Here is a 21,631-nt window from a genome sequence, read left to right as displayed (position 1 = left end):
CCACTTCGATAATGACCCGCATGTTCGACAGCGAAGCGACCGGCTCTGGCGGCGCCGAGGGCAGCCTTCGGCCCGTTCTGCGGGGGGCGCTGCACCTTCTGAGCGGACAGTCGGTACGGCTGATCTCGCAGTCGCTCTACCTCGTGCTGCTGACGCGCAGCCTGGGCGCGGACTCCTACAGCAAGGTGACGGCGCTCCTGGCGCTCTTCGTCTCCATCTACCCCTTCACCTGTCTCGGGACGCCGCTGCTGGTGCTGCGGGGCGTCGCCAGATCGCCCGAGCAGCGCGCGCGGCACTGGGGCGCCGGGCTCGCGATCACCGTGACGCTGGGGCTGCTGGCGTCTCTGCTGCTCGCCTTCGTCGCGCCCCGCCTGCTCGGGATCGACTTCCCCCGCCTGCCGCTCTTCCTGTTCGCGACCGCGGAGCTCGTCGGCTTCGGCGTCATCCAGGTCCTCAACGGGGTGCAGCAGGGCGAGGAGCGGCTCGGGCGCGTGGCCGTCATCCTGGCGCTGCTGAGCGTGCTGCGGCTGGGCATCATGGCGGCAGTGCAGTTCGTCGCGGGACTCGACCTCGCGCGCTTCTCCTACGCCTACTTCGCGGGCTCGATGCTGACCCTGACCTGGGCGCTGGCCGTCTACGCGCGGCACTGGGGGCGGCCGGTCCTGCCGCGGCGGATCGCGGAACTGCGCGCCATCGCGCGCGACGGCATCCACGTCTCGCTCGCCGCCTCCGGCCGCAGCCTCCTGCTGGGCCTCGACAAGATGATGCTCCCGGCCCTCTTCGGCCTCACCGCGGCCGCGCAGTACGGCGCCGCCATGCGCGTCGTGATGTTCGCGTTCATCCCGCTGCAGTCGCTGCTCGTTGCGCTCCTGCCCAGGCTGTTCCAGGAAGGCGGGCGCTCGCTGAAGGATGGCCTGCAGATCTGGCGCCGGACCGCGCCCCTGGGGATGGCCTATGCGCTTTCGGTCGCGCTGCTCATCTTCCTGGCGGCTCCGCTGATCCAGACGGTGCTCGGCCCCGAGTTCACCGAGGTGGCGGACGTTCTCCGCCGCGGGGTCTGGCTGCTGATCCTGCTCGCGCTCTACCAGCCGCTTGGCGACGCCCTCACCGGGGCGGACTTCTTCGCCTACCGCAGCTTCAGCCTGATCGTCGCCGTGGCCTGCAACTTCGGGCTCAACGCATGGCTGATCCCCCGGCACGGCTGGCGTGGCGCGCTGCTCGCCGCCTACGCGTCGAATCTGCTGCTCCTGGCGCTCTACGCGCTGCGCGTACGCAAGAACGCGCGCCAGGCACACGAGGCCTGAGCGCGCGTCCGCTGCGGAGCGGTTGGGCGCGAACGCGTCAGTACGCCGGGGCGTTCATCCCGAACTCGCCCCACTCCTCCTTGCTCGGCCCGAAGACCCCCGGCACCTGCAGGCCCGCCTGGCGCATGAGCACGGTCATCTGCGCGCGGTGATGGATCTCGTGGTTGAGGAGGATCGAGAGGGTCAGCCCGCGCGGCCACTGCTGGCCGTACATGTCGTCGAGCTCTTCGAGCGTGTCGTCGTCCCACTGCTCGCTGATCGCGTCCTCGAGCTCGCCGGTGACGGCCGCGTAGGCCCCGCGGATCGCCTCCGCGCCGGCCGGCGGCATCGACTCGGGATCCACCGCGCTCAGCGGCAGCCCGGTGCGCTGCATCATCTCGGGGATCGACACCACGATGTGCCAGGCCAGCTCGCCGAGGCTGCGATGGCCGTCGGTCACGCGCTGGTCGAGGGACTCGTCGGTCAGGGCCTCGAAGATCTTCTCGGTGGCCTCGCGCTGGGCGGTGAAGCCGTGGACGAAGTCGTCAAGCCTGCGGTACATGGCACTCCTTCTCGCTGCGGAACGGGAGGGATCACTCGGGCACCGCGGCCAGCAGGCGCTGGATGATCGCGTCGGCATCCACGCCCTCGGCCTCGGCGTTGAAGTTGGTGACCAGGCGATGGCGCAACACGCTGGGCGCCACCGCGCGGACGTCCTCGATGCCCGGCGCGGCGCGGCCGTCGAGCGCGGCCAGGGCCTTCGCGCCCAGCACCAGGTACTGCCCGGCGCGCGGTCCGGCGCCCCAGGCGACGAAGTCGCGCACGAAGTCCGGCGCGGTCTCGTCAGGGCGGCTCGAGCGCACGATGCGCACCGCGTAGGCCAGCACGCGCTCGGCCACGGGGATGCGCCGCACGAGCTGCTGCAGCTCGACGATGTCCGCCGCGCTCAGCACGGCGCGCAGCTCGGGCGCGCGCCCGGCCGTGGTGGTCTCCACGATGCGGCGCTCTTCGTCCTCGCCGGGGTAGTCCACCTTGATGTTGAACATGAAGCGGTCGAGCTGGGCCTCGGGCAGCGGGTAGGTGCCCTCCTGCTCGATGGGGTTCTGCGTCGCCAGCACGTAGAAGGGCCGCTCGAGCGAGAAGGTCTCGCCGCCCGCGGTGACCTGGTACTCCTGCATGGCCTGCAGCAGCGCCGCCTGGGTCTTGGGCGGCGTGCGGTTGATCTCGTCGGCCAGCACCACGTTGGCGAAGATCGGCCCCTTGATGAAGCGGAAGACGCGCCCGCCGGTGCTCTTGTCCTCTTCGAGCACCTCGGTGCCCGTGATGTCGCTGGGCATCAGGTCCGGCGTGAACTGCACGCGGCTGAAGCGCAGGTCGAGCACGCGGGCGAGCGTGGAGACGAGCAGGGTCTTGGCGAGACCCGGAACGCCCACCAGCAGCGAGTGGCCGCCGGCGAAGAGCGAGACCAGCAGCTCGCGCACGACGCGCTCCTGGCCGACGATGACCTGGCCGATCTGCTCGCTGAGGGCGCGGTGGGCGTCGTGGAGTCGCTCCAGGCGGGCGACGTCGTCGTGGCTGTCGGGCACGGGCGGCTCCTTGCGTGGGGTCGACGGGGAGGATACGGGGACGGAGGTCCTCGGTCAACTCCGCCCGGGCTCCCCGGTTCCCTGGGCACTACGCCCGTCGCCGCCGCCGCGCCACCAGATCGTAGGCCCGTTCGGCGAGGCCGCGGAGCAGCGGCAATCGCAGCAGCGGCGCGAGCCAGCGCCGCCCGGGGATGCGCTCCCAGGCCGTGGCCAGCGCGGCCGCGCCGTGCGTGACGCGGCCGGTCTCGTCCACGGCGTGAAGGCGCTCGAGGGCGGCGCCGGGATCGATGCCCGCGGCGCTCAACTCGGCGGCGCTCCGTGTGAGATCGAGCCAGTGGACGTCCCCACCCCGCTCCCGCTCGCGCGCGGCCAGGGCCGCGCAGCGGGGGCAGCCGCCGTCGTAGAAGACGCGCAGCGGGGACACGGCTACAGCCGCGCCTTCACCCACTCCTCCAGTCCGCCGGCCAGAACCAGCTCCTGGGCCGCGGGACCGATCGGCCCCAGCGCATAGGGCTGGCCCTCCACCTCGAGCGTGGAGCGGGCGACGTCGAGCACTGCTTTGAGGCCCGTGCGCTGGGTGGGCTTCTCCGCGCCGAAGCGCGCGCGCAGGTCGCGGGCGAGCTGCGGCGCGTCCAGCACCAGGAAGCCGTTGTTGAGCGCGTTGCGCTTGTAGGTCTCGCTGAACGAGCCCGCCAGCACGAGGCGGATGCCGCGGTACTTCAGCGCCGTGGCGGCCTGCTCGCGGCTCGAGCCCGTGCCGAAGTTGAACCCCCCGACCAGCAGATCTCCCTCCTCGGCGAGCTGCTGAAAGGCGGGGTCGTAGTTCTCCATGGCGACGGCCGCCTGCTGCTCCGGGGTGATGTCGTCCTGGTAGGTGTACTTGCCGGGGTAGATGCCGTCCGTGTTCAGGTTGTCGGCGGCGCACCAGAGCAGCTCGCCCTCGATGCGGGCGGGGAAGCCGTCGAGCACGGGGACGTCCACGGGTTCCGGATCCTGTGCCGGCGGCGCGGTCAGCGTGCCCACGGGCGCGGCGCCGGCGAAATCCAGGCCGGGGGGCATGGCGACCTGCCCCGCCAGCGCGCTGGCGGCCACCACCGCCGGGCTGGCCAGGTAGGCCGACGCCTCGCGCGAGCCCATCCGACCCTTGAAGTTGCGGTTGGTGGCGCTGATGCCCACCTCGCCGTCCTCCAGCAGGCCGACGCCCAGGCCGATGCAAGGGCCGCAGCCGGGCGGCAGCACTCTGGCGCCGGCGTCCACGAGCGCCTGCCAGTCGCCGCGGCGCTCGGACTCGGCCTGCACCTCGCTGCTCGCCGCCGCGACGTAGAACTCGACGCCGTCGGCCACGCGCTTGCCGCGGACGACCTGCGCCGCCTCGGCGAGATCCTCCACGCGGCTGTTCACGCAGGAGACGAGGTAGGCCTTGTCGATCTTGAGCGGCTTCTTCGCGAAGGCGCTCACCGGCGTCATCACCTTCACGTGGTGCGGGCCGGAGACGTAGGGCTCGACGCTGTCGAGATCTAGGCCCAGCTCCACGGCGTAGCGCGCGCCGGGGTCGGCCGCGGGGATGTCGGCCGCGAGAGCCGCGATGCGCGCGGCGTTCAGCCGCGGGTGGGTGCCGGTGCCGTCGGCGTCCGAGGGCACCCCCGCCAGACCGCGCGCGGCGACGAACTCCGCCCGCGCCTTGAGCCAGGCGATCGTCGCCGCGTCCACCGGGAACACGCCCGCCAGCGCGCCCCACTCGGTGGTCATGTTGGCGATGCTGAGGCGCTGCTCCACCGTCAGGGCCGCGACGCCGGGCCCCGTGAACTCCACCGCGTGGTTGAGCACCTGGTCCTCGTTGAAGAAGCCCGCCAGGGTGATGATGACGTCCTTGCCCGTCACGCCCGGCCGCAGCTTGCCCTCTAGCGTGACCCGCGCCACCGGCGGCACCTGCCACCAGGTGCGGCCCGTCGCCCAGATGGCGGCGGCGTCCGTGCGCACGATGGGCGTGCCGAGGCAACCCAGGCCGCCGTACATGTTGGAGTGGCTATCCGAGGCCACCACCAGCGTGCCGGGCCAGGCGTAGCCCTCCTCGCACATGATCTGGTGGCCGATGCCGCGCCCCGCGGGATAGAAGTCCACGCCGTGGCGGGCCGCGAAGGCGCGGATGCCGTCGTACTTGGCGAGGTTCTTCTCGCTGCTGTCCTGGACGTTGTGGTCCAGGGTGAAGACCGGCTGCCGGGGGTTCGCCATGCGCGAGGCACCGATGCTCTCGAACTTGGGGATCACCGCGCCCGTGTTGTCGTGGGTCATCACGTGCGCGGGCTTGATGGAGAGGAAGTCGCCGGCGCGCACCACCTGTCCGGGGGCAAGGCCGACGGCGAAGCGCTGGGCGATCTTCTCCACTAGAGTCTGGGCGGCGGCCATGGCGTTCCTTTCCGGGAGGTGGGTGCCTGGGGGCGGGCGAGCGCTGCTGAAGATGCACCGGCGTCGTCGCAAATTCAATGGCGGCAGGCCCCCTCCTTGTGCCGCCGAAAATGTGGCTGCGCGACCAACGCCCAGATCTAGGGCTGTCGACGGCGTGGACACCCAAGATGTGAGGCGCAGGCTCCCAGGGCGGAGGCCCTCCCGGGGGGAGACACATTTTCGGCGGCACAAGGAGGAGGTTGGCAAGTCGGCCCCGGAACGCTAGACTGGCGACCATGATACGGCGTCGGACCCGAACGGCCTCCTCCCCGACCGGTCCCGCCGCGGCCCGGCCGTCGGCGGCGTCCCGCAAGGGGGCTGAGCGCGCCGAGGCGGAGTTGCTGGCGGAGCTGGCCGGCGCGCCCAAGCCCCGGCCCGTCGCCCGCCGTCATCCCAGCTACGAGCGCATCTACGCCGTCGTGAAGCGGATTCCCGCGGGCCGCGTCGCCACTTACGGACAGATCGCCGCCCTCGCGGGCCTGCCCGGCCACGCGCGCCAGGTGGGCTACGCGCTCAACAAGACCCCGGCCGGCCGCGCGCTGCCCTGGCACCGGGTGCTCAACGCGCGCGGCGAGTGCAGCCTGCCGGGAAGCGGCGGCGACGAACAGCGCCGGCTGCTGCGGCGCGAGGGCGTCGCGCTGAGCCGCGAGGGCCGCGTGGACCTGAAGCGCTTCCAGTGGCGGCCACGCGGGAGCACCCCGTGATCTTCTTCGACATCGACGGCACGCTGCTCGACCACGCGGCGGCGGAGCGCGCGGGGGCGTTGGCCCTGCGCGAGCGCCACCCCGCGCTGGCGGCCATGGCGCCGGACCGCTTCGTCGAGCGCTGGCACGCCCTGGCAGAGGAGTACGTGGACCGCTTCCTCGCCGGCGAACTCAGCACGCCGGAGCAGCGCCGCGCCCGGCTGCGCGCGCTGTTCGTGGAGGCGGGGTCCTCCGTCGACGATCCCGGCGCCGACACCGCCTTCGCCTACTACCTCGAGCGCTACGAGGCGGCCTGGGGGCTCTATCCGGATGTCGCCCCTTGCCTCGCCGCCCTCGAAGGCGACGGCCACGCGCTCGGCGTGATCAGCAACGGCGACAGCGACGCCCAGCGCCGCAAGCTCGAGCGCATGGGCCTCGCCGACCGGCTGCCGACGGTGGCCATCTCCGGCGACATCGGCGTGGCCAAGCCCGCGGCGGCGCTCTTCGAGCACGCCTGCCGCCTGGCGGGGCGCGCGCCCGCCGACTGCCTCTACATCGGCGATCGACTGGACACCGACGCCAGGGCGGCCCGACGGGCCGGCCTGCGGGGCGTCTTCCTGGATCGAAACGGCGTGGGGGCCGAGGACGTCCCCCGCATCGGCAGCCTCGCAGAGCTGCCGACCCTGCTGTCGACCCTCGCCTGAGGCGGAGGAAAGGAGCGACGATGACTTTCGAGGCCGTCATGCGGGAGCTGAAGGCCGCCGGCACGGCGCAGAACCGCAAGGTCTACGCCCGGCACGGCGTGCAGGGAGAGCTGTTCGGGGTGAGCTACGCGGTGCTGGGCCGCCTCGCGCACGGGATCGGCAAGGATCAAGACCTCGCGCGCGCGCTCTGGGCGACGGGCAATCACGACGCGCGGGTGCTGGCCACGATGGTGGCGGATCCGTCGGCGTGCACGAGCGCCGAGATCGAGTCCTGGGCCGGCGACCTGGACAACTACGTGCTCACCGACGCCCTGTCGGGACTCGTCAGCCACACCCGCGCCGCCGACAGCAAGCGGAAGCGCTGGTGCGGCATGGCCAGCGAGTGGAAGGCCGCGGCCGGGTGGAACCTGGTGGCCATCGCCGCCATGCGGCCGGAGGGTCCGCCCGAGAGCTACTTCCGCGACTGCCTCCGCGAGATCGAGCAGGAGATCCACGGCAAGCCCAACCGCGTGCGCCACAGCATGAACCAGGCGCTGATCGCCATCGCCCTGCGCGGGCCGGGTCTGCGCACGCGCGCGCTCAACGTTGCGCGCAAGATCGGCCGGGTTGACGTGGACCACGGCGAGACGGGCTGCAAGACACCCGATGCCGAGGCCTACATCGAGCGCACCGTGGAGCATCGGGAGCATCGCGCGGAGGAGCGCGAGCGACGTCGCGCCGAGTCCCAGGCCAGAGCCAAGGCGGAGGCCAAGACCCGGGCGGAAGCCAAGGCCAAGGCCGAGGCCAAGGCGAAGGCGGAGGCCAAGCTGCGGGCCAAGGCGCGGGCGCGCGCCGACGCGAGGGCCAAGGCCGCCGCCAAGGCCAAGGCCGATGCGCGAAAACGCGCCGAGACGCGCAAGCGCGAGGCCGTGCGGCTGGCGGAGCTGAAGAAGGCCGAGGAGCGTCGACTGGCGGAGGTCGAGGCCGCGGCGCGCCGCGAGGCAGAGGAGGCTGCGCGGAAGAAGGCCGCCAAGAAGAAGACGGCCAAGAAGGCCGCCCCGAAGGCGGCTGCCAAGAAGGTCGTCAAGAAGGCCACCCCGAAGGCGGCTGCCAAGAAGGCCGTCAAGAAGGCCACCCCGAAGACGGCTGCCAAGAAGGCCGTCAAGAAAGCCGCCCCGAAGAAGGCTGCCAAGAAGGCCGTCAAGAAGGCCACCCCGAAGGCGGCTGCCAAGAAGGCCGTCAAGAAGGCCGCCCCGAAGAAGGCTGCCAAGAAGGCCGTCAAGAAGACCGCGCGCTGAACGCCTTGTGATGGGCGCGCGATGGGTCTAAGCTTGAGCGGGGGGAATGCGGTGGCCGGGTGAGGTGGCCATGGACTGGCACGAGCTGGAACCCGGGATTCACGCCTGCATCCGCCCGGCGGAGGGCGCGAACCTCGGACTGATCGCGACGGGCGAGGGCTGGGTCCTCATGGACACCGCCTTCTGCGCCCTCGAGCTGCTCTCCGCGCTCGACGCGCGCGGCGTCGTGCTGGCCGACCTGCGGCTCACCTTCAACTCGCACTTCCACGCCGACCACACCTGGGGCAATCAACTTGTACACTCACCGATCCTCGGGCACTGGCGCTGCCGGGAGTTGATGCTGCGCTGCGCGGAGGACGAGTGGTCGCCCGCGGCGCGCGAGCGCTGGCTCGCCGAGATCGCCGCGACCCACCCCGACGAGGCCGCGCGCTGCCGGGAGCGCCTGACCGACCTTCGCGTCACGGCCCCCGATGACGTCTTCCGCCGTGCACGGCGCCTCACCCTCGGCAAGCGCCGCCTGGAGTTCCTGCACTGCGGCGGCCACAGCCCCGATCTCAGCGTGATGTGGCTGCCCGACGACGGCGTCCTCTTCGCCGCCGACCTGCTCTTCCGCGGGCGCTACCCCTACCTCGGCGACGCGGACGTCCCCGCCTGGACCCGCGCGCTCGCCCGGCTCGCGCGGCTCACGCCCGCGCGCGTGGTGCCGGGTCACGGCGGGCTCGCCGCCGCCGCGGACCTGGACCGCCAGCGCGTCTACCTCGAGGAGACCTGGCAGCGCTGCGCGGAGCACCGCGCGCGTGGCCGCAGCCTCGAGGCCATGCTGGCGGATCCGCGCTTTCCCGGCCTGGAGGACGTCCCCGACCCCGGCGGCCAGCACCGCCTCGCCGGCATCCGGGCCATCGCCGCGCTGGAAGCGGCCGCGACCACGGCGCCACGCCACGCGGCCACCGCCTGAGCCCTCGCGCCCGGCACGCCCCCTGCAAGGGCGCGTGCGAAAGCTCCCGAGGAGGTGCCCATGCTCCGGCGCGTGTCGTCGCTTTTCGCACTGTTGCTGATCCTGGCCTGCCCCGCGGCGGCAGATCTTTCCCCCCTGGCCAGCTACTCCGGCACCTGGGCCCTGGACGCCTACGCCAGCCTCGCCCTCGCCGGCCAGCCCGGCGGCGATCAGGGCCTCGTGCTCCAGCGCCTGTCCGAGCGACTCACACTGCAGGTGGACGGCGAGCGGCTGGTCTTCGTCCGCGGACAGCGCGAGGACGTGCTGTGGGTGGACGCGGTCGTCCTCGAGGACGACGAGGTCCACGGCAGCGGCCTCCGCATCACCGGCCGCACGGACGCGGGCCGGCCCATGGTGCTGCATCTGCAGGAACTCGCGGCGGGCAGCGTGCGTTTGCGGTCGGACGCCAGCGCGGCCCTCGACGGCTGCATCTGGAAGCGTGTCGCCCACTAGCCCTCGGTACCGCCATCGACTACTCTAGGCCCATGCCCTCACCGTCCACTCGCCGAACGCTGCTGCCGCCGCTGGTCTTCGCCGCCACGCTGCTGGCGGCGCTGTCCTGCCGCGAGCAGCCGCGCTTCACGCTGGACCATCCCCTGGCGGACGTCGGCTTCGGCCAGCGCCAGACCGCGGGCCTGCTGGCCTGCGACGCCATCGACGAGGCCTCGGGCCTCGCCGCCAGCCGCATGAACGCGGACGTCTTCTGGATCCACAACGACTCGGGCGACAGCCCCCGCGTCTTCGCGGTGGGACCCAAGGGCGAGCACCTCGGGGCCTACACGCTGCTCGGCGCGAAGGCCGTCGACTGGGAGGACATGGCCGTGGGCCCGGGCCCGGTGCCCGGCCGCGAGTACCTCTACCTGGCCGACATCGGCGACAACAACGCCAAGCACGCCTCGGTGACGGTCTACCGCGTCCCCGAGCCGGTGGTGCGCGCCGACCAGGAGCCGGTGGAGAGCGCGCTGTCGGGGGTGGAGGCGCTGCGCATGGTCTACCCCGACGGCCCCCGCGACGCGGAGACACTGCTCGTCGATCCGCTCACGCGCGACCTGGTGATCGTGAGCAAGCGCGAGCCGACGGTGCACGTCTACCGCGCCGCCTATCCGCAGCCGGTCGACTCCGTGTTCACGCTTCAGCCCTGCGGCGAGCTGCCGCTCACGATGGTCACCGCCGGCGACGTGAACGCCGCCGGCGACGCCGTGCTGCTCAAGACCTACGAGGGGATCTACCTGTTCCGTCGCTCCGCCGGCCAGCGGCTCGACGAGGCCCTGCAGGCGCCGCCGCTGCGCCTGCCCTACAGCCCCGAGCCCCAGGGCGAGGCGGTGGCCTGGTCCGCCGACGGCGAGACCTACTACACCGTCAGCGAGGAGCGCGACGGCATCCCCGCCTTCCTGTTCTACTACAGCCGCAAGGCGGAGCCGCAGGGCTAGTCCTCGCTGTCGTCGGGGTTCAGCTCCGGCGCCTGCAGGGGACGCACCGCGCTGTCCAGCCCGTCCAGCACGCCCACCACCTTGCTGCTGCTCACGCCGAGCGCCGGGAAGCGCCGCGCCGCCGGCAGCACGCGCCGCTCCAGCGTCCCCACCGCCTTGTTGTAGGCCTCCACGCTGCCGGCGATGCGCTTGCCCAGCGCGTCGAAGTGCTCGGCCAGCGTCGCCATGCGCTCGTAGAGGTCGCGGCCCAGGGCGCTGATCTCCTGCGCGCTCTCCTTGAGCGTCTCCTGGGTCCAGCCGTAGCGCACGGTGCGCAGCAGGGCGATGAGCGTGGTGGGCGTGGCCAGGAGCACCTTCTGGTCGACGCCGCTCTCGATGAGCGTGGGATCCTTCTCCAGCGCCGCGTAGAAGATGCTCTCGCTGGGCAGGAACATCACCGTGAACTCGGGGCTCGTGTCGTACTGGTCGTGGTAGGCCTTGCCCGAGAGCCGGCGGACGTGCTCGCGCACCTGCCGCGCGTGGCTTTCGAGCTGGGCCTGGCGCGTGGCGTCGTCGGCGGCTTCGAGCGCGCCGAGGTAGGCCTCGAGGGGCGTCTTCGCGTCCACCACCACCTGGGTGCCGCCCGGCAGGCGGACGATCATGTCCGGCCGCAGGCGCCCCGCCTCGCTGTCCGTGCTGTCCTGCTCGACGAAGTCGACGTACTCGAGCATGCCGGCCATCTCGACCACGCGGCGCAGCTGCATCTCGCCCCACTGCCCGCGCACGCTGGGGCGGCGCAGCGCCTGGACGAGGTTGCCCGTCTCGGACTGCAGCTTCTCCTGCGCGCCGGCCAGGGCGCGCAGCTGCTCGGTGAGGCCGCCGAAGGCCTCGGCCCGCGCCTTCTCCATGCGGCCGATCTCGGCGTTCACCTGCTCGAGGGACTTGGCCAGCGGCTCCACCAGCTTGCTCACCGCCTGTTCGCGCTTCTCCAGCTCGCCGCGGGCCGTGGCCTGCTCCCTGCCGAAGGTCTCCTTGGCCAGGGCGAGGAAGGTGTCCTGGTTGCTGCGCAGCGCCTGGGCGGCCATGGCCTCGAACTCGACGCGCATGCGCTCGCCCTTCTCGGCGGCGCCCTTGCGTTCCTGCTCCAGGACGGTCTTCAGCCGCGCCACTTCCGTCCGCTCGGCCGCCAGACGCTCCCGCAGCACGAAGAGCACGGCTAGCGCCCCCAGCGCGCCGCCGATCAGAATGCCCAGCAGCAGTGCCACTGCGTCCATGCCCACCTCCTGGTCGCGTCCACTCTAGCCCGCGCGGCGGGACGTCACAAGGCGCCATGCGGAAGCGCCGGGAAGCCCGAGGAAGCCCGGGCCACGCCATTCCTCGCCCCGGCGTGTGGAACAGAAGTTGCGAACCGCGTGTGGCGACCCGATCGCGCCAAGGTCATGGTCTGTAACCTATTACGGGATCGCAATGGAAGCCTTCATCGCCCGACAGCCCATCCTGACGGTGGACAACAAGGTTCACGCCTACGAGCTGCTGTTTCGCTCGGGGCCGGAGAACCTGTTCCGCGGGCGTGACGCCAACCAGGCCAGCTCCACGGTCATCTCGAATTCGCTCTCGCTCTTCGACCTGTCGTCGCTGACCAGCGGGCGCGACGCCTACATCAACATGCCCCGCCAGCTCTTGGTCGACGGCAGCGTGCGCCTGCTGCCCCACGATCAGGTCGTGATCGAGATCCTCGAGAACGTGACCCCGGACGAGAAGGTGCTCGAGGCGGTGCGCAGCCTCAAGACGGCCGGCTACCGCTTCGCGCTGGACGACATCGTGAGCAGCGAGGACCAGCTCCCCTTCGTCGAGCTGGCCGACGTGATCAAGGTGGACTGGAAGGCCGCCGGCGAGCGCCGCGCCGCGGAGATCATCAAGCAGTGGCGGCGGCCCGGCCTGCGCTTCCTCGCCGAGAAGGTGGAGACCTGGGCCGACTTCCAGCGCGCCGAGAAGCTGGGCTTCACGCTCTTCCAGGGCTACTACTTCCAGCGGCCCGAGGTGCTGACCCACGGGGACATCCCGCGCAACAAGGCCGTCGCGCTGGCGCTCTTCCAGGCCATCCGCAAGGACCCGATCGACTTCGCCAGCCTCGAGAGCCTCATCAAGAGCGACCTCTCGCTGTCCTACCGCCTGCTGCGCCTGGTGAACTCCGCCTGGGCCGCGCTGCCGCGGGAGATCCTCTCCATCAGCCACGCCATGGTGATGCTCGGCGAGGTGCGCATCCGCCAGCTGATCCAGGTGACGGCCATGACGGACATCGCCGAGGACAGCGTCGAGGAGCTCGTGCAGCGCTCCTTCATCCGCGCGTCGTTCATGGAGACCCTGGCCAGCCGTCTCGGCATGAGCGCGCGGGACCAGGAGTTCTACTTCGTCGGCTTCTTCTCCTGGCTCGACGTGATCCTCGGCCGCACCATGGACAAGGTCCTCGAGCTGCTCCCCGTCGGCGAGGAGGCCCGCGTGGGCCTGACCACCGGCGAGGGCCTGCTGGGCCTGCTGCTGAAGCTCTGCGCCGCGCACGAGCACGGTGACTGGCCCAAGGTGGAGCGCGTCTGCGCCGAGCTCGACCTCGACGCGGAGCGCACCGCCGAGGACTACATCCACACCATCGAGCACCTGGACAACTTCACCAAGAGCATCAACCGCGAGCGGCGCTTCCAGCCCGCCTAGTCCAGCGCCAGCTCCTGGTAGCCGCCCTCGCAGGGCGGCCCGTCGCTCGCCCACAGCTTCCCCGCTTCCGGATCCATGATCACCGACGACACCGTCCGCACGCGCTCGGTGACGGGCAGCTCCCCGTCCTCGTGGCGGCAGACGGAGTTGGGCCGGCCGTCGTGGTCGCGCAGCGCCTCCTGCAGCGACTCCACGCTGAAGGGCTGGCGCTCGCGCAGCAGCGCCGTGAGCCGCGCCGCGCGGTGGCGCGAGTAGTGGCGCGTCAGGCTCGGCGGCTCCTCCACGCCCAGCGCGGCGGGGTCCTCGAAGTGATTCGCGTGGGCGAGGCAGTCGTCCGCGCAGCCGATGCGCCCCAGCAGTTCGGGCGCGGCCTCCAGGTCGAGCACGTGGTCAGGCGCCTGGACCACGAGGTAGTTCGTGGTGCAGGCGCGGGGTTCGTCGGCGATCACGGCCACCGCGTCCTCGAAGCGCGTGGTCCCGAGCATGGCGTGGCAGCGCCAGTGGAAGGGCAGGCTGAAGCGCTCCCAGTGGTCTTCGGTGCTCAGCATGCCGTTGATGGCCAGCCCGATGCCCGCCGCGTTGCAGCCGATCTTCGTCCCGAAGATGCCGGCCTCGGTGAAGCCGAGGCGCGCGGGACCTTCCTCGGGGCGCACGCGGAGCAGCGCGCCGCGGGCCTGCGGGATCCAGTCCCAGTTCTGCCCCACCAGCAGCCGGCCCTCGGCCGTGGCCGCGGGCAGCAGCGCGAAGGACGTGCAGCCGTCCGGATCGGCGCGGTAGCCCTCGCCGCCCAGCCGCGACGCGGCCTCGGCGGCCTTCACCGTGCCGTACTGGTAGTAGAGCAGCTCGTAGCGCAGGTTCAGCATGGCGATGAGCGCGAAGGGCTGTCCCGCCCCCTCGGCGATGCCCTCCATGCCGCGGCGGTACTCCGCCGCGCGATCGCCCAGCGCCTCCAGGTAGCGCTCCGTGCGCGCGAGCAGCGTGTCCCGGTCGAGCTTGGCCTCGCGCTCGAAGCGATCCAGGTAGGTCCGCAGATTGTGGGCGATGTCCCCGGCCAGCGCGCGGCCGTGGGCCAGGCCCTGGGCGCGGGCGTCTCCGGCGAGATCGACGACGGGCAAGCTCATGATTCCATCTCCTTCTCCACGACGATCCGCGCCCCGCAGGGGCGATAGCCGAGTTTGGCGTTGACGGTCAGCATGCCGACGTTGCTCACGGCGTTGCGCGTGCTCACGCGGCCCGCGCCCGACGCCTTGAGCGCGGCCAGCGCGCGCGACTTGAGCGCCATGGCCAGTCCGCGGCCGCGGCGGTCGCGGCGCACGCCGCTGACGCTGGTCTGAACGGTGGGCGTCGCGCTGCCCAGGGTGTGCCAGCAGAGGGCGACGGGGTCGTCCTCCTCTAGCGCCACCCAGCAGTGCTCGGCCCGGTAGCCGGGCTCGCCGAAGAGCAGGTGCTCGTAGATGGCGAAGTCCGGCGGCGTGAAGGGCGCGGACGTGGGGATGTCCGTGGAGAAGCCCATGTCCAGCGCGTAGATCTGACGCCGCCGCGTCGGCGTGTCGCCCAGCGCGGCAAGTGAACTGAGGCGAAAGCCCACGCGCTCCGCGTCCGCCCAGCGCTGCGCGTGGGCGGCGGGATCGAAGTCCGCGAGCTCCAGCGACGACTCCGTCTCCCGCAGGCACTCGCGGTAGCCGAGCGCCGCCAGCCAGTCGAGGCCGGCGCGCTGCTGCTCCCAGCAGCCCAGGGACAGGTTGTGCGGCGCGTGGGGCGCCAGCGCTTCCGTGAGGGCCTGATACAGCCGCCGCCCCAGGCCGCGGCCACGCGCGCCCGGGGCCACGCCGCCCGTGAAGGCGAAGCGCCCCGGGTCGTAGATCATCGAGAGCTGCGTGTAGCTCACGTAGCCCACGAGCGCGTGGCCGTCGTCGAGGACGAGCCGCCCGCTCTTCGCCCGCGGGTCGGGCACCGAGTCCAGGTAGCGCCAGTCCTCGGCGCTCAGGGGGTGCTCCGGCTCGCAGGCCTGCTGCAGCGCGACGAGCGCGGGCAGGTCCTCCGCGCGGTAGCCGCGAAGCTCAGGCGCCAACGCTCTCTCCTTCCTCGGCCGCCAGGGTGAGCTCCAGCTCCATCCAGGCCGGCCGCGCGGTGAAGCCCAGGCGCCGGTTGATCCCCAGCATCCCGGCGTTCTCCGCCGCGTTCCAGGTGGTGGTCACCTTGAAGCCCGCGGCCCGCGCGGCGGACAGCGCCCGCACCTTCAGCGCGGTGGCCAGCCCCCGTCGACGGTGGGACGCCAGCACCCCGGTGAGCCCGGTGCCGATGTGCCCCGGCCGCAGGTCCCGCCAGAAGTTGCTCATGCCGACGTAGTCGTCGCCGTCCAGCGCCACCAGGTTGAGCTCCGGCAGGAAGCGCGGGCTCTCGAGCGAGCGCCGCTGCCACAGCTCGAAGGGCGGCTTCTGGTGCGGCTCCGTGCGGGGCATGTCCGCGAGCAGCTGCTGCACGAGCGTGTAGAGCTTGCGGTCGCGGGCGGGGTCGTCCTCCAGCTCGGGGAAGCTGCGGATGCGAATGCCCTGCTCCTCGGCCCGGGCCAGCGCGGCGGCGTGATCGGCGGGCCGGAAGGCGGCGATGTCGCAGCCGGACTCCTCCATGCGGATGCCGTCCGCGTAGCCACGCGCGCGGGCGAAGGCGAGGCTGGCCTCCCAGTCCTCGCGGACCATGCCGCGCAGCATGATCGGGTCGTGCTCGGCCACGGCGGTGACGACGTGGTCGTAGAGCGCGGTGCCGATGCCGCGGCGACGCGCGTCCGGTTCCACCGCCACCTCGACGAAGAACTTGCGCGGGTGGTAGCCCCAGTTGCTCTGCGTGTACTCGGCGAAGGCCAGCAGCTTGCCGCCCTCTTCCCAGACCCAGCGACGGTGCTTGTGACGCTCCTCGCGCAGCTCGTCCTGCCGGGCCAGGTTGGCCGCGTCCTCCAGGAAGTCCGGGAAGACGCGGTTGTGCACGGCGCAGAGCGCGTCGTAGTCGGCCGGCGTGAAGTCGCGAATGCAGCGCTTCATGGCGCCTCCTTCCCGCTCGCCGCGGCCAGCGCGGCCGCGTCGAGCACGTTTTCGATCATCATCCAGGCGGGCGTCTTGACGAAGCCGAGACGTCCGTTGATGCCCAGCATTCCGCGGTTCGACTCCGCGTTCCAGGTGATGGTCTCGCCGTGGCCCGCCGCCTTCGCGGCCGCGAGCACCGTCACCTTGAGCGCGGTGGCGATGCCCCGCTTGCGGTGGCTCCGCAGCACGCCGGTGAGCCCGGTGGTGACGCGGCCCTCGAGCTCGTCCTTCCACAGGTTGCTCAGGCCGACCCAGGGGGCGTCGTCGCCTTCGCCATCCACCGCGATCAGGTTGAGCCCGGGCAGAAAGCGCGGGTTCTCCAGGATGCGCTGGGACCAGGTCTCGAAGCTCGAGTCCGTGGGCGGATCGCTGCCGGGGACGTCGCGGCTGAGCGTGTCGTCCAGCGCGTGCAGGCGCCGGGCGGCGTCGGGCAGCGCGCGCAGGGCGGCGTAGGACTCCAGGCGGATGCCCGCGGCCCGCACGCGCTCCAGCTCCGCCGCGAAACGCTCCGGCGCGAAGGCGGCGATGTCCAGGCGCGACTCCTGCTCGCGGTACTCCACCCGGTAGCCCCGCCGCTCGGCGAAACCCCAGCCCGTGGCGTTGTCCTCGCGCAGCTCGGCGCGCAGCACGATCGGCTCCAGCGGCTTCACGGCCTCGAGCAGCCGCGCGTAGAGCGCCGCGCCGATGCCTCGGCCCCGCCACGCGGGGAGCACGGCCACGTCCAGCCAGAACTTCCGGGGATGGAAGGCGTGGCTCGAGTTGGCCCAGCGCGCCCAGCCCACCACCTCGCCGGTCCCGGCCGCCTCGGCGACGTAGCGGCCCCAGCGGACCTTCGGCTCGCGGGTGCGGTCCGTGCGGTCGAAGTCGTCGGCCGTCTCGGGATACTCCGGATAGCAGGCGTTGTGCACGGCGGCGAGACCCGGATAGTCCGCGGGGGTGTAGTCCCGCAAGGTCCAGGTCGCTGGCTGCGTCGCCATCAGACACCTCCTTCGCGCTTCGCGAGCGCGGGCAGGGGTTCGAGCGCGTAGTCTACCCAGGCCGGCAGCGGCACGAAGCCGAGGCGGCGGTTGATGCCCAGCATCGCGTCGTTGGTCGAATCGTTGCCGGTGCGGACCTCGTTGTAGTTCGCCGCCTTGGCGGCCGACAGCACCTTCACCTTGAGCGCGGTGGCCACGCCCTTGCCGCGGAACTCGCGCCGCACGCCGGTGAAGCCCGTCTCCAGGCGGCCCTGGATGCGGCCGAAGTGCAGCAGGCTGATGCCGGCGTAGCCGCCGTCCTCGTCCACCGCGATGAGGAAGCCCTCGGGATAGAACTTCGGTCCCCGCATGTAGCGCTCGCGGTAGGTCTCGAACGGCGGCACGGTGTACTCGCCCGGCATGGGCATGTCCGCGCCGACGATCTTGTCGAACTCCCAGAGCTTCAGGTCGCGGTCGGGATCCGCCTCGAGTTCCGGGTAGCTCAGGATCTTCACGCCGGCCTCGGCCGCGCGCTCCTCGGTGCCCGGGAAGCGCGTCGGGTCGAAGGTCGTGAGATCCAGCGTCGAGATCACCTCGCGGTTGCCCGGCACGTGTCCGCGCTGCTCGAGGAAGCGCAGGCTCTCCGTCCAGTCGTCGCGCGTCTGCATCATCAGCGACAGCGCGTTGCGTTCGCGCAGCCGCTCGCGCACGGCCTCGTAGAGGGTCGTGCCGATGCCTCGGCCGCGCGCGTCGGGCCGCACCATCAGCGAGGCGTAGTAGCGGTCCGGATGAAACATCCAGTCCATGTGGGTCAGCGTGTAGTAGGCAACCACCTCGCCCGCCTCTTCCCAGACCCAGCGCTCGAAGAAGAGCGAGGGGTCGCGGGTGGCGTCGCGGTGGCGGAGTTCGACCTCGTCCGTGGACGTGTCCGGTTGAATGGCGTGGACGACGGCGATGACCGCGGCGTAGTCCTCATCAGTGAAAGGGCGACGAATGCCCGTCATGGTTGTGCCTCCAGGCAGGGGGTGACGTTCGGGCGTAGGCGTACGACGACGCGATGGACGGTCGCGTTCGGCTCCGGCCGCGAGGGAACTCTGGCTGTGGATTCAGCGCCGCGTGGCGCCCGGTGGACTCCGCCTGAGCGGGTCGCTGGCGCCTAGCGGCGTCTGGAGTTGGCCAAATCCCTGACTGCAGCCGGGAGCGGACGCGAAACCAGCACCGCGAGGTTCTGGATGGTGATCATGGATCGCTCCTTGGCTGGGCGGGCACAGGTCCCGCGTGGCTGGCCGGCGTCACCCCTGCGGCGGTCTGCTGGCGTCGGAAGCTTTGGCGTCACTCCCGACCGAAGCGGATGGGGCCGCCCCGGCGTCGAAACCGCATTTGGACGCGTTTGGATGGGCAAAGACATTACGCCGATCGGCGGGCTGCGTCCAGCAGAAAATCGGATGTTGGCAACTTTTCTTCGCCCTAGTCGCCGTGGCGCGCCCTCAGCGGCGGCGCGAGCCGCAGCATGAGCAGCATCCGTTCGACGATGTCCGCCCACTCCGCCAGCTCCGCGGCCAGCTGGCCCTCGGGTGGCGGCAACAGGCCCAGCGCGCAGGCCTCGCCCGTCTCGCGCTCGCGCTTGGCGCGGTAGACGGTGAGCAGGCGGTCGCCGAAGCGGCCGACCTCGTGGAAGTCCTCGCTGAGGAAGACCGCCACCGGCACGCGCAGCGCGCCGAGGACGCGCAGCTCCTCCTGCAGGGCGGGCGCGCCGTCGCGTTCGACGAAGCGCAGCGTGGCCGCACCCGGCGCGGGCCCCACGGCCGCGGCCAGGCGCTGCAGCATCGGCCCCTGCCGCACGCAGTCGCCGCACCAGACGCCGCTGTAGACCAGCAGGTTCAGCTGCCGCGCGTGGCCCGTGAGGCGCTCGCGCGTCGATGCGTCCAGCGCGGGGATCGACGACTCCATGGCCCGCCACTTGGCGGCGTGGACCTCCGGGCTGGCGGCCAGGTAGGCGTCGTAGGGCAGCGCCCGCTCGAAGTGCTCGCGCCAGAAGTCCGCGCGCCGATCGCGATAGACGGCCTCGGTCCCCATCATGCCTCCTCGAAGAAGGGTGCGAGCCGCGCGCAGACGGCCTCGCAGAACGCGCGGTCCGCGGCGCCGAAGCGCGCGAGCGCATGGGAATCCACGTCGAGCTGGCCGACGAAGCGGCCGTCGGCGGTGAGTATCGGCGCGACGATCTCCGAACGCACCGCCGTGCTGCAGGCGAGGTAGTTGGCCTCGGCGCTGACGTCCTCCACCACCAGCGTCTGCTCGCTCTCGGCCACCTGGCCGCAGATGCCGCGCCCGAAGGGGATGCGCACGTGGTCGGTGGCGTCGCCCACGTAGGGTCCCAGCACGAGTTCGCGCGGGCTGGCCGGGTCGACGAGGTAGAAGCCCACCCAGTCGTAGCCGTCCAGGCGCCCGTGGATGAGCTTGCAGGTGGCGGCAAGGGCGGCGTCGCGGCCGGGCGCAGCCGCCAGCGCCGCGTCGATGCTGTTCAGGAGTTCGGTGTGCAGGGTGTCCATGGCGTCCTCCAGCGGCGTCCAGCCGCGTTCGCGCAACACGTTGGCAGCTTCGGCCTCGCGGTCGGCGGCCAGGAGCCAGCAGACCACGTCGCCTTCGCGGACTTTCACGGCGTCGTCCACCGGGCGGGCGCGGCCGTCGCGCTCCAGCACCAGGGGCAGGATGAGCGCGCGCTGCTCGCGGGGCAACTGGAAGGGCGGGGCGTCGCCCTCGGGCTCCGCGGCCAGGCGCCAGCGCCGGATGTTCGCCGTCTCCCGCCGCAGCCGCGAGATCCAGAGCGCCAGGTCGATGGGCCCGCCGAAGAGCACGCCCACGTGGTCGTCGTGGGCGTCGCGGGTCTGCAGCGTGCCGTAGCCCTGCTGCAGCGCGGCAAGCCCGCGGGGCGCGCCCGCCCGCAGCGCCTTCGCGGCGAAGAGCACGTTCACCGCCTCGTTGGACGCCAGGCCCAGCGCCCCCCGCCGGCTCTCCATCTGCGCGCGCAGGATCAGAGTCTCGGAGAGCGCGTTGCCGTGCAGCACGGTGAAGCCCTCGGCCTGGGCCGCGCTGCAGTGGTCGTCGCTGGCGTCGAGGAAGGCCAGCTCCTCGCCCTCGGCGCGCAGAAGACGTCCCATGGTCATCCCCAGCGGGTTCGCGCCGAGCAGCGCCCAGCCGCTGTCGCGCGGGCGGCGCAGGCCCAGCAGCCGCGCCACCAGGCCGCCGCCGAGGCCCTGGACCAGCACCGTCAGCGCGATCACCAGGAAGACGAGTGCGCGCATCTGGCTGCCACCCTCGATGCCCGCCCCGGCGAGGCTACGGTCGAAGAGCGACGCCACCGCCGCCGCCACGATCCCCCGCGGCGCCAGCCAGGCCAGGAAGACGCGCTCGCGCCAGTTCAGCTCCGAGCCCAGCGTGCAGAGGAACACGTTCACCGGCCGCACCACCAGCGCCAGCACGGCCACCACGGCGAGGCCGCGTCCGCCCAGGCCCACGGCGTCGGCGTGGCGGACGTCCGCGGCCAGCAGCACGAAGAGCATGCCGATGAGCATCACCGTCAGCTGTTCGTCGAACTCGCGCAGGCCGCGCTCGAGCGGCGAGTCGACGTTGCCCATCACCATGCCGGCCACCACGGCCGCCACCACGCCCGTCTCGGCCACCAGCGCGTTGCTCACCTGGAAGAGCGCCATCACCACGGCCAGCGCGAAGACGTTCTCCAGCCCCTCGGGCACCACGCCCCGCCGCTTCAGCAGCAGCGCCAGCAGCGCGCCGCCCGCGAGGCCGAAGCCCACGCCCGCGCCCAGGCGCAGGGGCAGCCCGGCGAGGCCGCTGGCCGCCGCGCCGGTGGGCAGGCGCAGGACGACCTCCAGCACCACCACCGCCAGCACCGCGCCCACCGCGTCGATCAGCACGCCCTCGGCTTCGAGCACCGTGGCCACGCGAGCCTTCACGCGGATGCGCCGCAGGAGCGGGGTGACGACGGTGGGGCCGGTGACCGTCACCAGGCTGCCGAAGAGCGCAGCGAGGCGCCAGTCCCAGTCCAGCAGCCAGTGGGCGGCCAGCGCGCCGCCGACGCCGGTGATCAGCGCGCCCACGGTGACGAGCAGTCGCAGGGGTTTCGCCTGCTCCTTGAGACGCCGCCAGTCGAGGCTGAGGCCGCCCTCGAAGAGGATCACCGCCACCGCGAAGCCCACGAGCAGGTCGAGGCCCTCGCCGAGGCTTTCCGGATGGACGAGACCGAGGACGTCAGGGCCCAGCAGGATGCCGGCGCCCAGCAGCAGGACGATCCCCGGCAGGCGCAGGTGCCTGGCCAGGGCCTGCGCCGCCATGCCGGCGGCGAGCGCGAGGGCCACGGTGAGCGCGGGATTGTGGGCGAGGGGCAGGGCCATGCGGGCATTGTCCCCACCGGGCGGAGGCGCCGCAACAAAAAGGGCGACGTCCCGCAGGACGCCGCCCCGAGCGAACCGAGAATCGCGGACCGAAAG

The 21,631-nt window shown here is 72.1% G+C and carries 20 protein-coding genes; 8 read left to right on the top strand and 12 right to left on the bottom strand.

All coding sequences use genetic code 11. The features are described 5' to 3' along the window. Nucleotides 1-20 precede the first annotated feature (20 nt). Nucleotides 21-1,304, top strand: coding sequence for an oligosaccharide flippase family protein (locus H6693_04705; GenBank protein ID MCB9515469.1), 1,284 nt, complete (start codon nucleotides 21-23; stop codon nucleotides 1,302-1,304). Nucleotides 1,305-1,341: 37 nt separating this feature from the next. On the opposite strand, the gene H6693_04700 is transcribed toward H6693_04705, so the two are convergent. The 4 genes from H6693_04700 to lysF form a co-directional block, all read right to left on the bottom strand. Next, nucleotides 1,342-1,845, bottom strand: a complete 504-nt coding sequence (locus H6693_04700) for a DinB family protein (GenBank protein MCB9515468.1) — start codon at nucleotides 1,843-1,845, stop codon at nucleotides 1,342-1,344. Between the two features lie 31 nt (nucleotides 1,846-1,876). Further along, entirely contained in the window at nucleotides 1,877-2,869 is a 993-nt protein-coding gene (locus tag H6693_04695; protein MCB9515467.1) for a MoxR family ATPase, read from the bottom strand. 88 nt (nucleotides 2,870-2,957) lie between these two features. Then, complete coding sequence (locus H6693_04690) at nucleotides 2,958-3,293, bottom strand: DUF393 domain-containing protein (protein MCB9515466.1); 336 nt, start codon at nucleotides 3,291-3,293, stop codon at nucleotides 2,958-2,960. Nucleotides 3,294-3,295: 2 nt separating this feature from the next. Beyond that, nucleotides 3,296-5,275, bottom strand: coding sequence for a homoaconitase (lysF, locus tag H6693_04685; protein ID MCB9515465.1), 1,980 nt, complete (start codon nucleotides 5,273-5,275; stop codon nucleotides 3,296-3,298). Between the two features lie 275 nt (nucleotides 5,276-5,550). On the opposite strand from lysF, the gene H6693_04680 reads away from it, so the two are divergent. The 6 genes from H6693_04680 to H6693_04655 all read left to right on the top strand — a co-directional run bounded on the left by H6693_04680 (nucleotide 5,551) and on the right by H6693_04655 (nucleotide 10,402). Beyond that, entirely contained in the window at nucleotides 5,551-6,018 is a 468-nt protein-coding gene (locus tag H6693_04680; GenBank protein ID MCB9515464.1) for an MGMT family protein, read from the top strand. After that, nucleotides 6,015-6,701 carry an HAD family hydrolase gene (locus tag H6693_04675; protein MCB9515463.1) on the top strand — a complete coding sequence of 229 codons (687 nt, stop codon included), beginning with the start codon at nucleotides 6,015-6,017 and terminating at the stop codon, nucleotides 6,699-6,701. The genes H6693_04680 and H6693_04675 overlap by 4 nt, the downstream gene beginning before the upstream one ends. A 20-nt stretch (nucleotides 6,702-6,721) precedes the next feature. Continuing rightward, the gene (locus tag H6693_04670; protein MCB9515462.1) at nucleotides 6,722-7,978 is read left to right on the top strand and encodes a DNA alkylation repair protein; all 1,257 of its coding nucleotides are present in this window, start codon (nucleotides 6,722-6,724) and stop codon (nucleotides 7,976-7,978) included. 70 nt (nucleotides 7,979-8,048) lie between these two features. Next, nucleotides 8,049-8,933: an MBL fold metallo-hydrolase gene (locus tag H6693_04665; protein MCB9515461.1), complete on the top strand. Its 885-nt coding sequence runs from the start codon at nucleotides 8,049-8,051 to the stop codon at nucleotides 8,931-8,933. 60 nt (nucleotides 8,934-8,993) lie between these two features. Further along, on the top strand, nucleotides 8,994-9,425 hold the full coding sequence (locus tag H6693_04660; GenBank protein MCB9515460.1) for a hypothetical protein: 432 nt from the start codon (nucleotides 8,994-8,996) through the stop codon (nucleotides 9,423-9,425). Nucleotides 9,426-9,457: 32 nt separating this feature from the next. Further along, complete coding sequence (locus tag H6693_04655; protein ID MCB9515459.1) at nucleotides 9,458-10,402, top strand: hypothetical protein; 945 nt, start codon at nucleotides 9,458-9,460, stop codon at nucleotides 10,400-10,402. Here H6693_04655 and rmuC read toward each other — a convergent pair. Then, the gene (gene rmuC / locus H6693_04650; GenBank protein ID MCB9515458.1) at nucleotides 10,399-11,655 is read right to left on the bottom strand and encodes a DNA recombination protein RmuC; all 1,257 of its coding nucleotides are present in this window, start codon (nucleotides 11,653-11,655) and stop codon (nucleotides 10,399-10,401) included. The genes H6693_04655 and rmuC overlap by 4 nt on opposite strands. Nucleotides 11,656-11,848: 193 nt before the next feature. Here rmuC and H6693_04645 point away from each other — a divergent pair, with 193 nt between their 5' ends. Continuing rightward, the gene (locus tag H6693_04645) at nucleotides 11,849-13,090 is read left to right on the top strand and encodes an HDOD domain-containing protein (protein MCB9515457.1); all 1,242 of its coding nucleotides are present in this window, start codon (nucleotides 11,849-11,851) and stop codon (nucleotides 13,088-13,090) included. Here H6693_04645 and H6693_04640 read toward each other — a convergent pair. From H6693_04640 to H6693_04610, 7 genes are all read right to left on the bottom strand, one after another. Next, nucleotides 13,087-14,214: a peptidase C45 gene (locus H6693_04640; protein MCB9515456.1), complete on the bottom strand. Its 1,128-nt coding sequence runs from the start codon at nucleotides 14,212-14,214 to the stop codon at nucleotides 13,087-13,089. The genes H6693_04645 and H6693_04640 overlap by 4 nt on opposite strands. After that, nucleotides 14,208-15,161: a GNAT family N-acetyltransferase gene (locus H6693_04635; protein ID MCB9515455.1), complete on the bottom strand. Its 954-nt coding sequence runs from the start codon at nucleotides 15,159-15,161 to the stop codon at nucleotides 14,208-14,210. The genes H6693_04640 and H6693_04635 overlap by 7 nt, the downstream gene beginning before the upstream one ends. Next, nucleotides 15,151-16,128, bottom strand: a complete 978-nt coding sequence (locus tag H6693_04630) for a GNAT family N-acetyltransferase (protein ID MCB9515454.1) — start codon at nucleotides 16,126-16,128, stop codon at nucleotides 15,151-15,153. The genes H6693_04635 and H6693_04630 overlap by 11 nt, the downstream gene beginning before the upstream one ends. After that, nucleotides 16,125-17,147, bottom strand: a complete 1,023-nt coding sequence (locus tag H6693_04625; protein MCB9515453.1) for a GNAT family N-acetyltransferase — start codon at nucleotides 17,145-17,147, stop codon at nucleotides 16,125-16,127. Before H6693_04625 ends, H6693_04630 begins: the two co-directional genes overlap by 4 nt. After that, nucleotides 17,147-18,130 (bottom strand): GNAT family N-acetyltransferase, encoded by a 984-nt coding sequence (locus tag H6693_04620; GenBank protein ID MCB9515452.1) that lies wholly within the window; start codon nucleotides 18,128-18,130, stop codon nucleotides 17,147-17,149. The genes H6693_04625 and H6693_04620 overlap by 1 nt, the downstream gene beginning before the upstream one ends. Nucleotides 18,131-18,593: 463 nt before the next feature. Beyond that, nucleotides 18,594-19,202: a thioredoxin family protein gene (locus H6693_04615; GenBank protein MCB9515451.1), complete on the bottom strand. Its 609-nt coding sequence runs from the start codon at nucleotides 19,200-19,202 to the stop codon at nucleotides 18,594-18,596. Beyond that, nucleotides 19,202-21,535: a cation:proton antiporter gene (locus H6693_04610; protein MCB9515450.1), complete on the bottom strand. Its 2,334-nt coding sequence runs from the start codon at nucleotides 21,533-21,535 to the stop codon at nucleotides 19,202-19,204. Before H6693_04610 ends, H6693_04615 begins: the two co-directional genes overlap by 1 nt. Nucleotides 21,536-21,631 lie beyond the last annotated feature (96 nt).

Source organism: Candidatus Latescibacterota bacterium (assembly GCA_020633725.1).
Lineage (GTDB): Bacteria > Krumholzibacteriota > Krumholzibacteriia > JACNKJ01 > JACNKJ01 > VGXI01.
The sequence above is the reverse complement of the archived record's forward strand: the minus strand, read 5'-3'. Positions and strand labels throughout refer to the sequence as shown.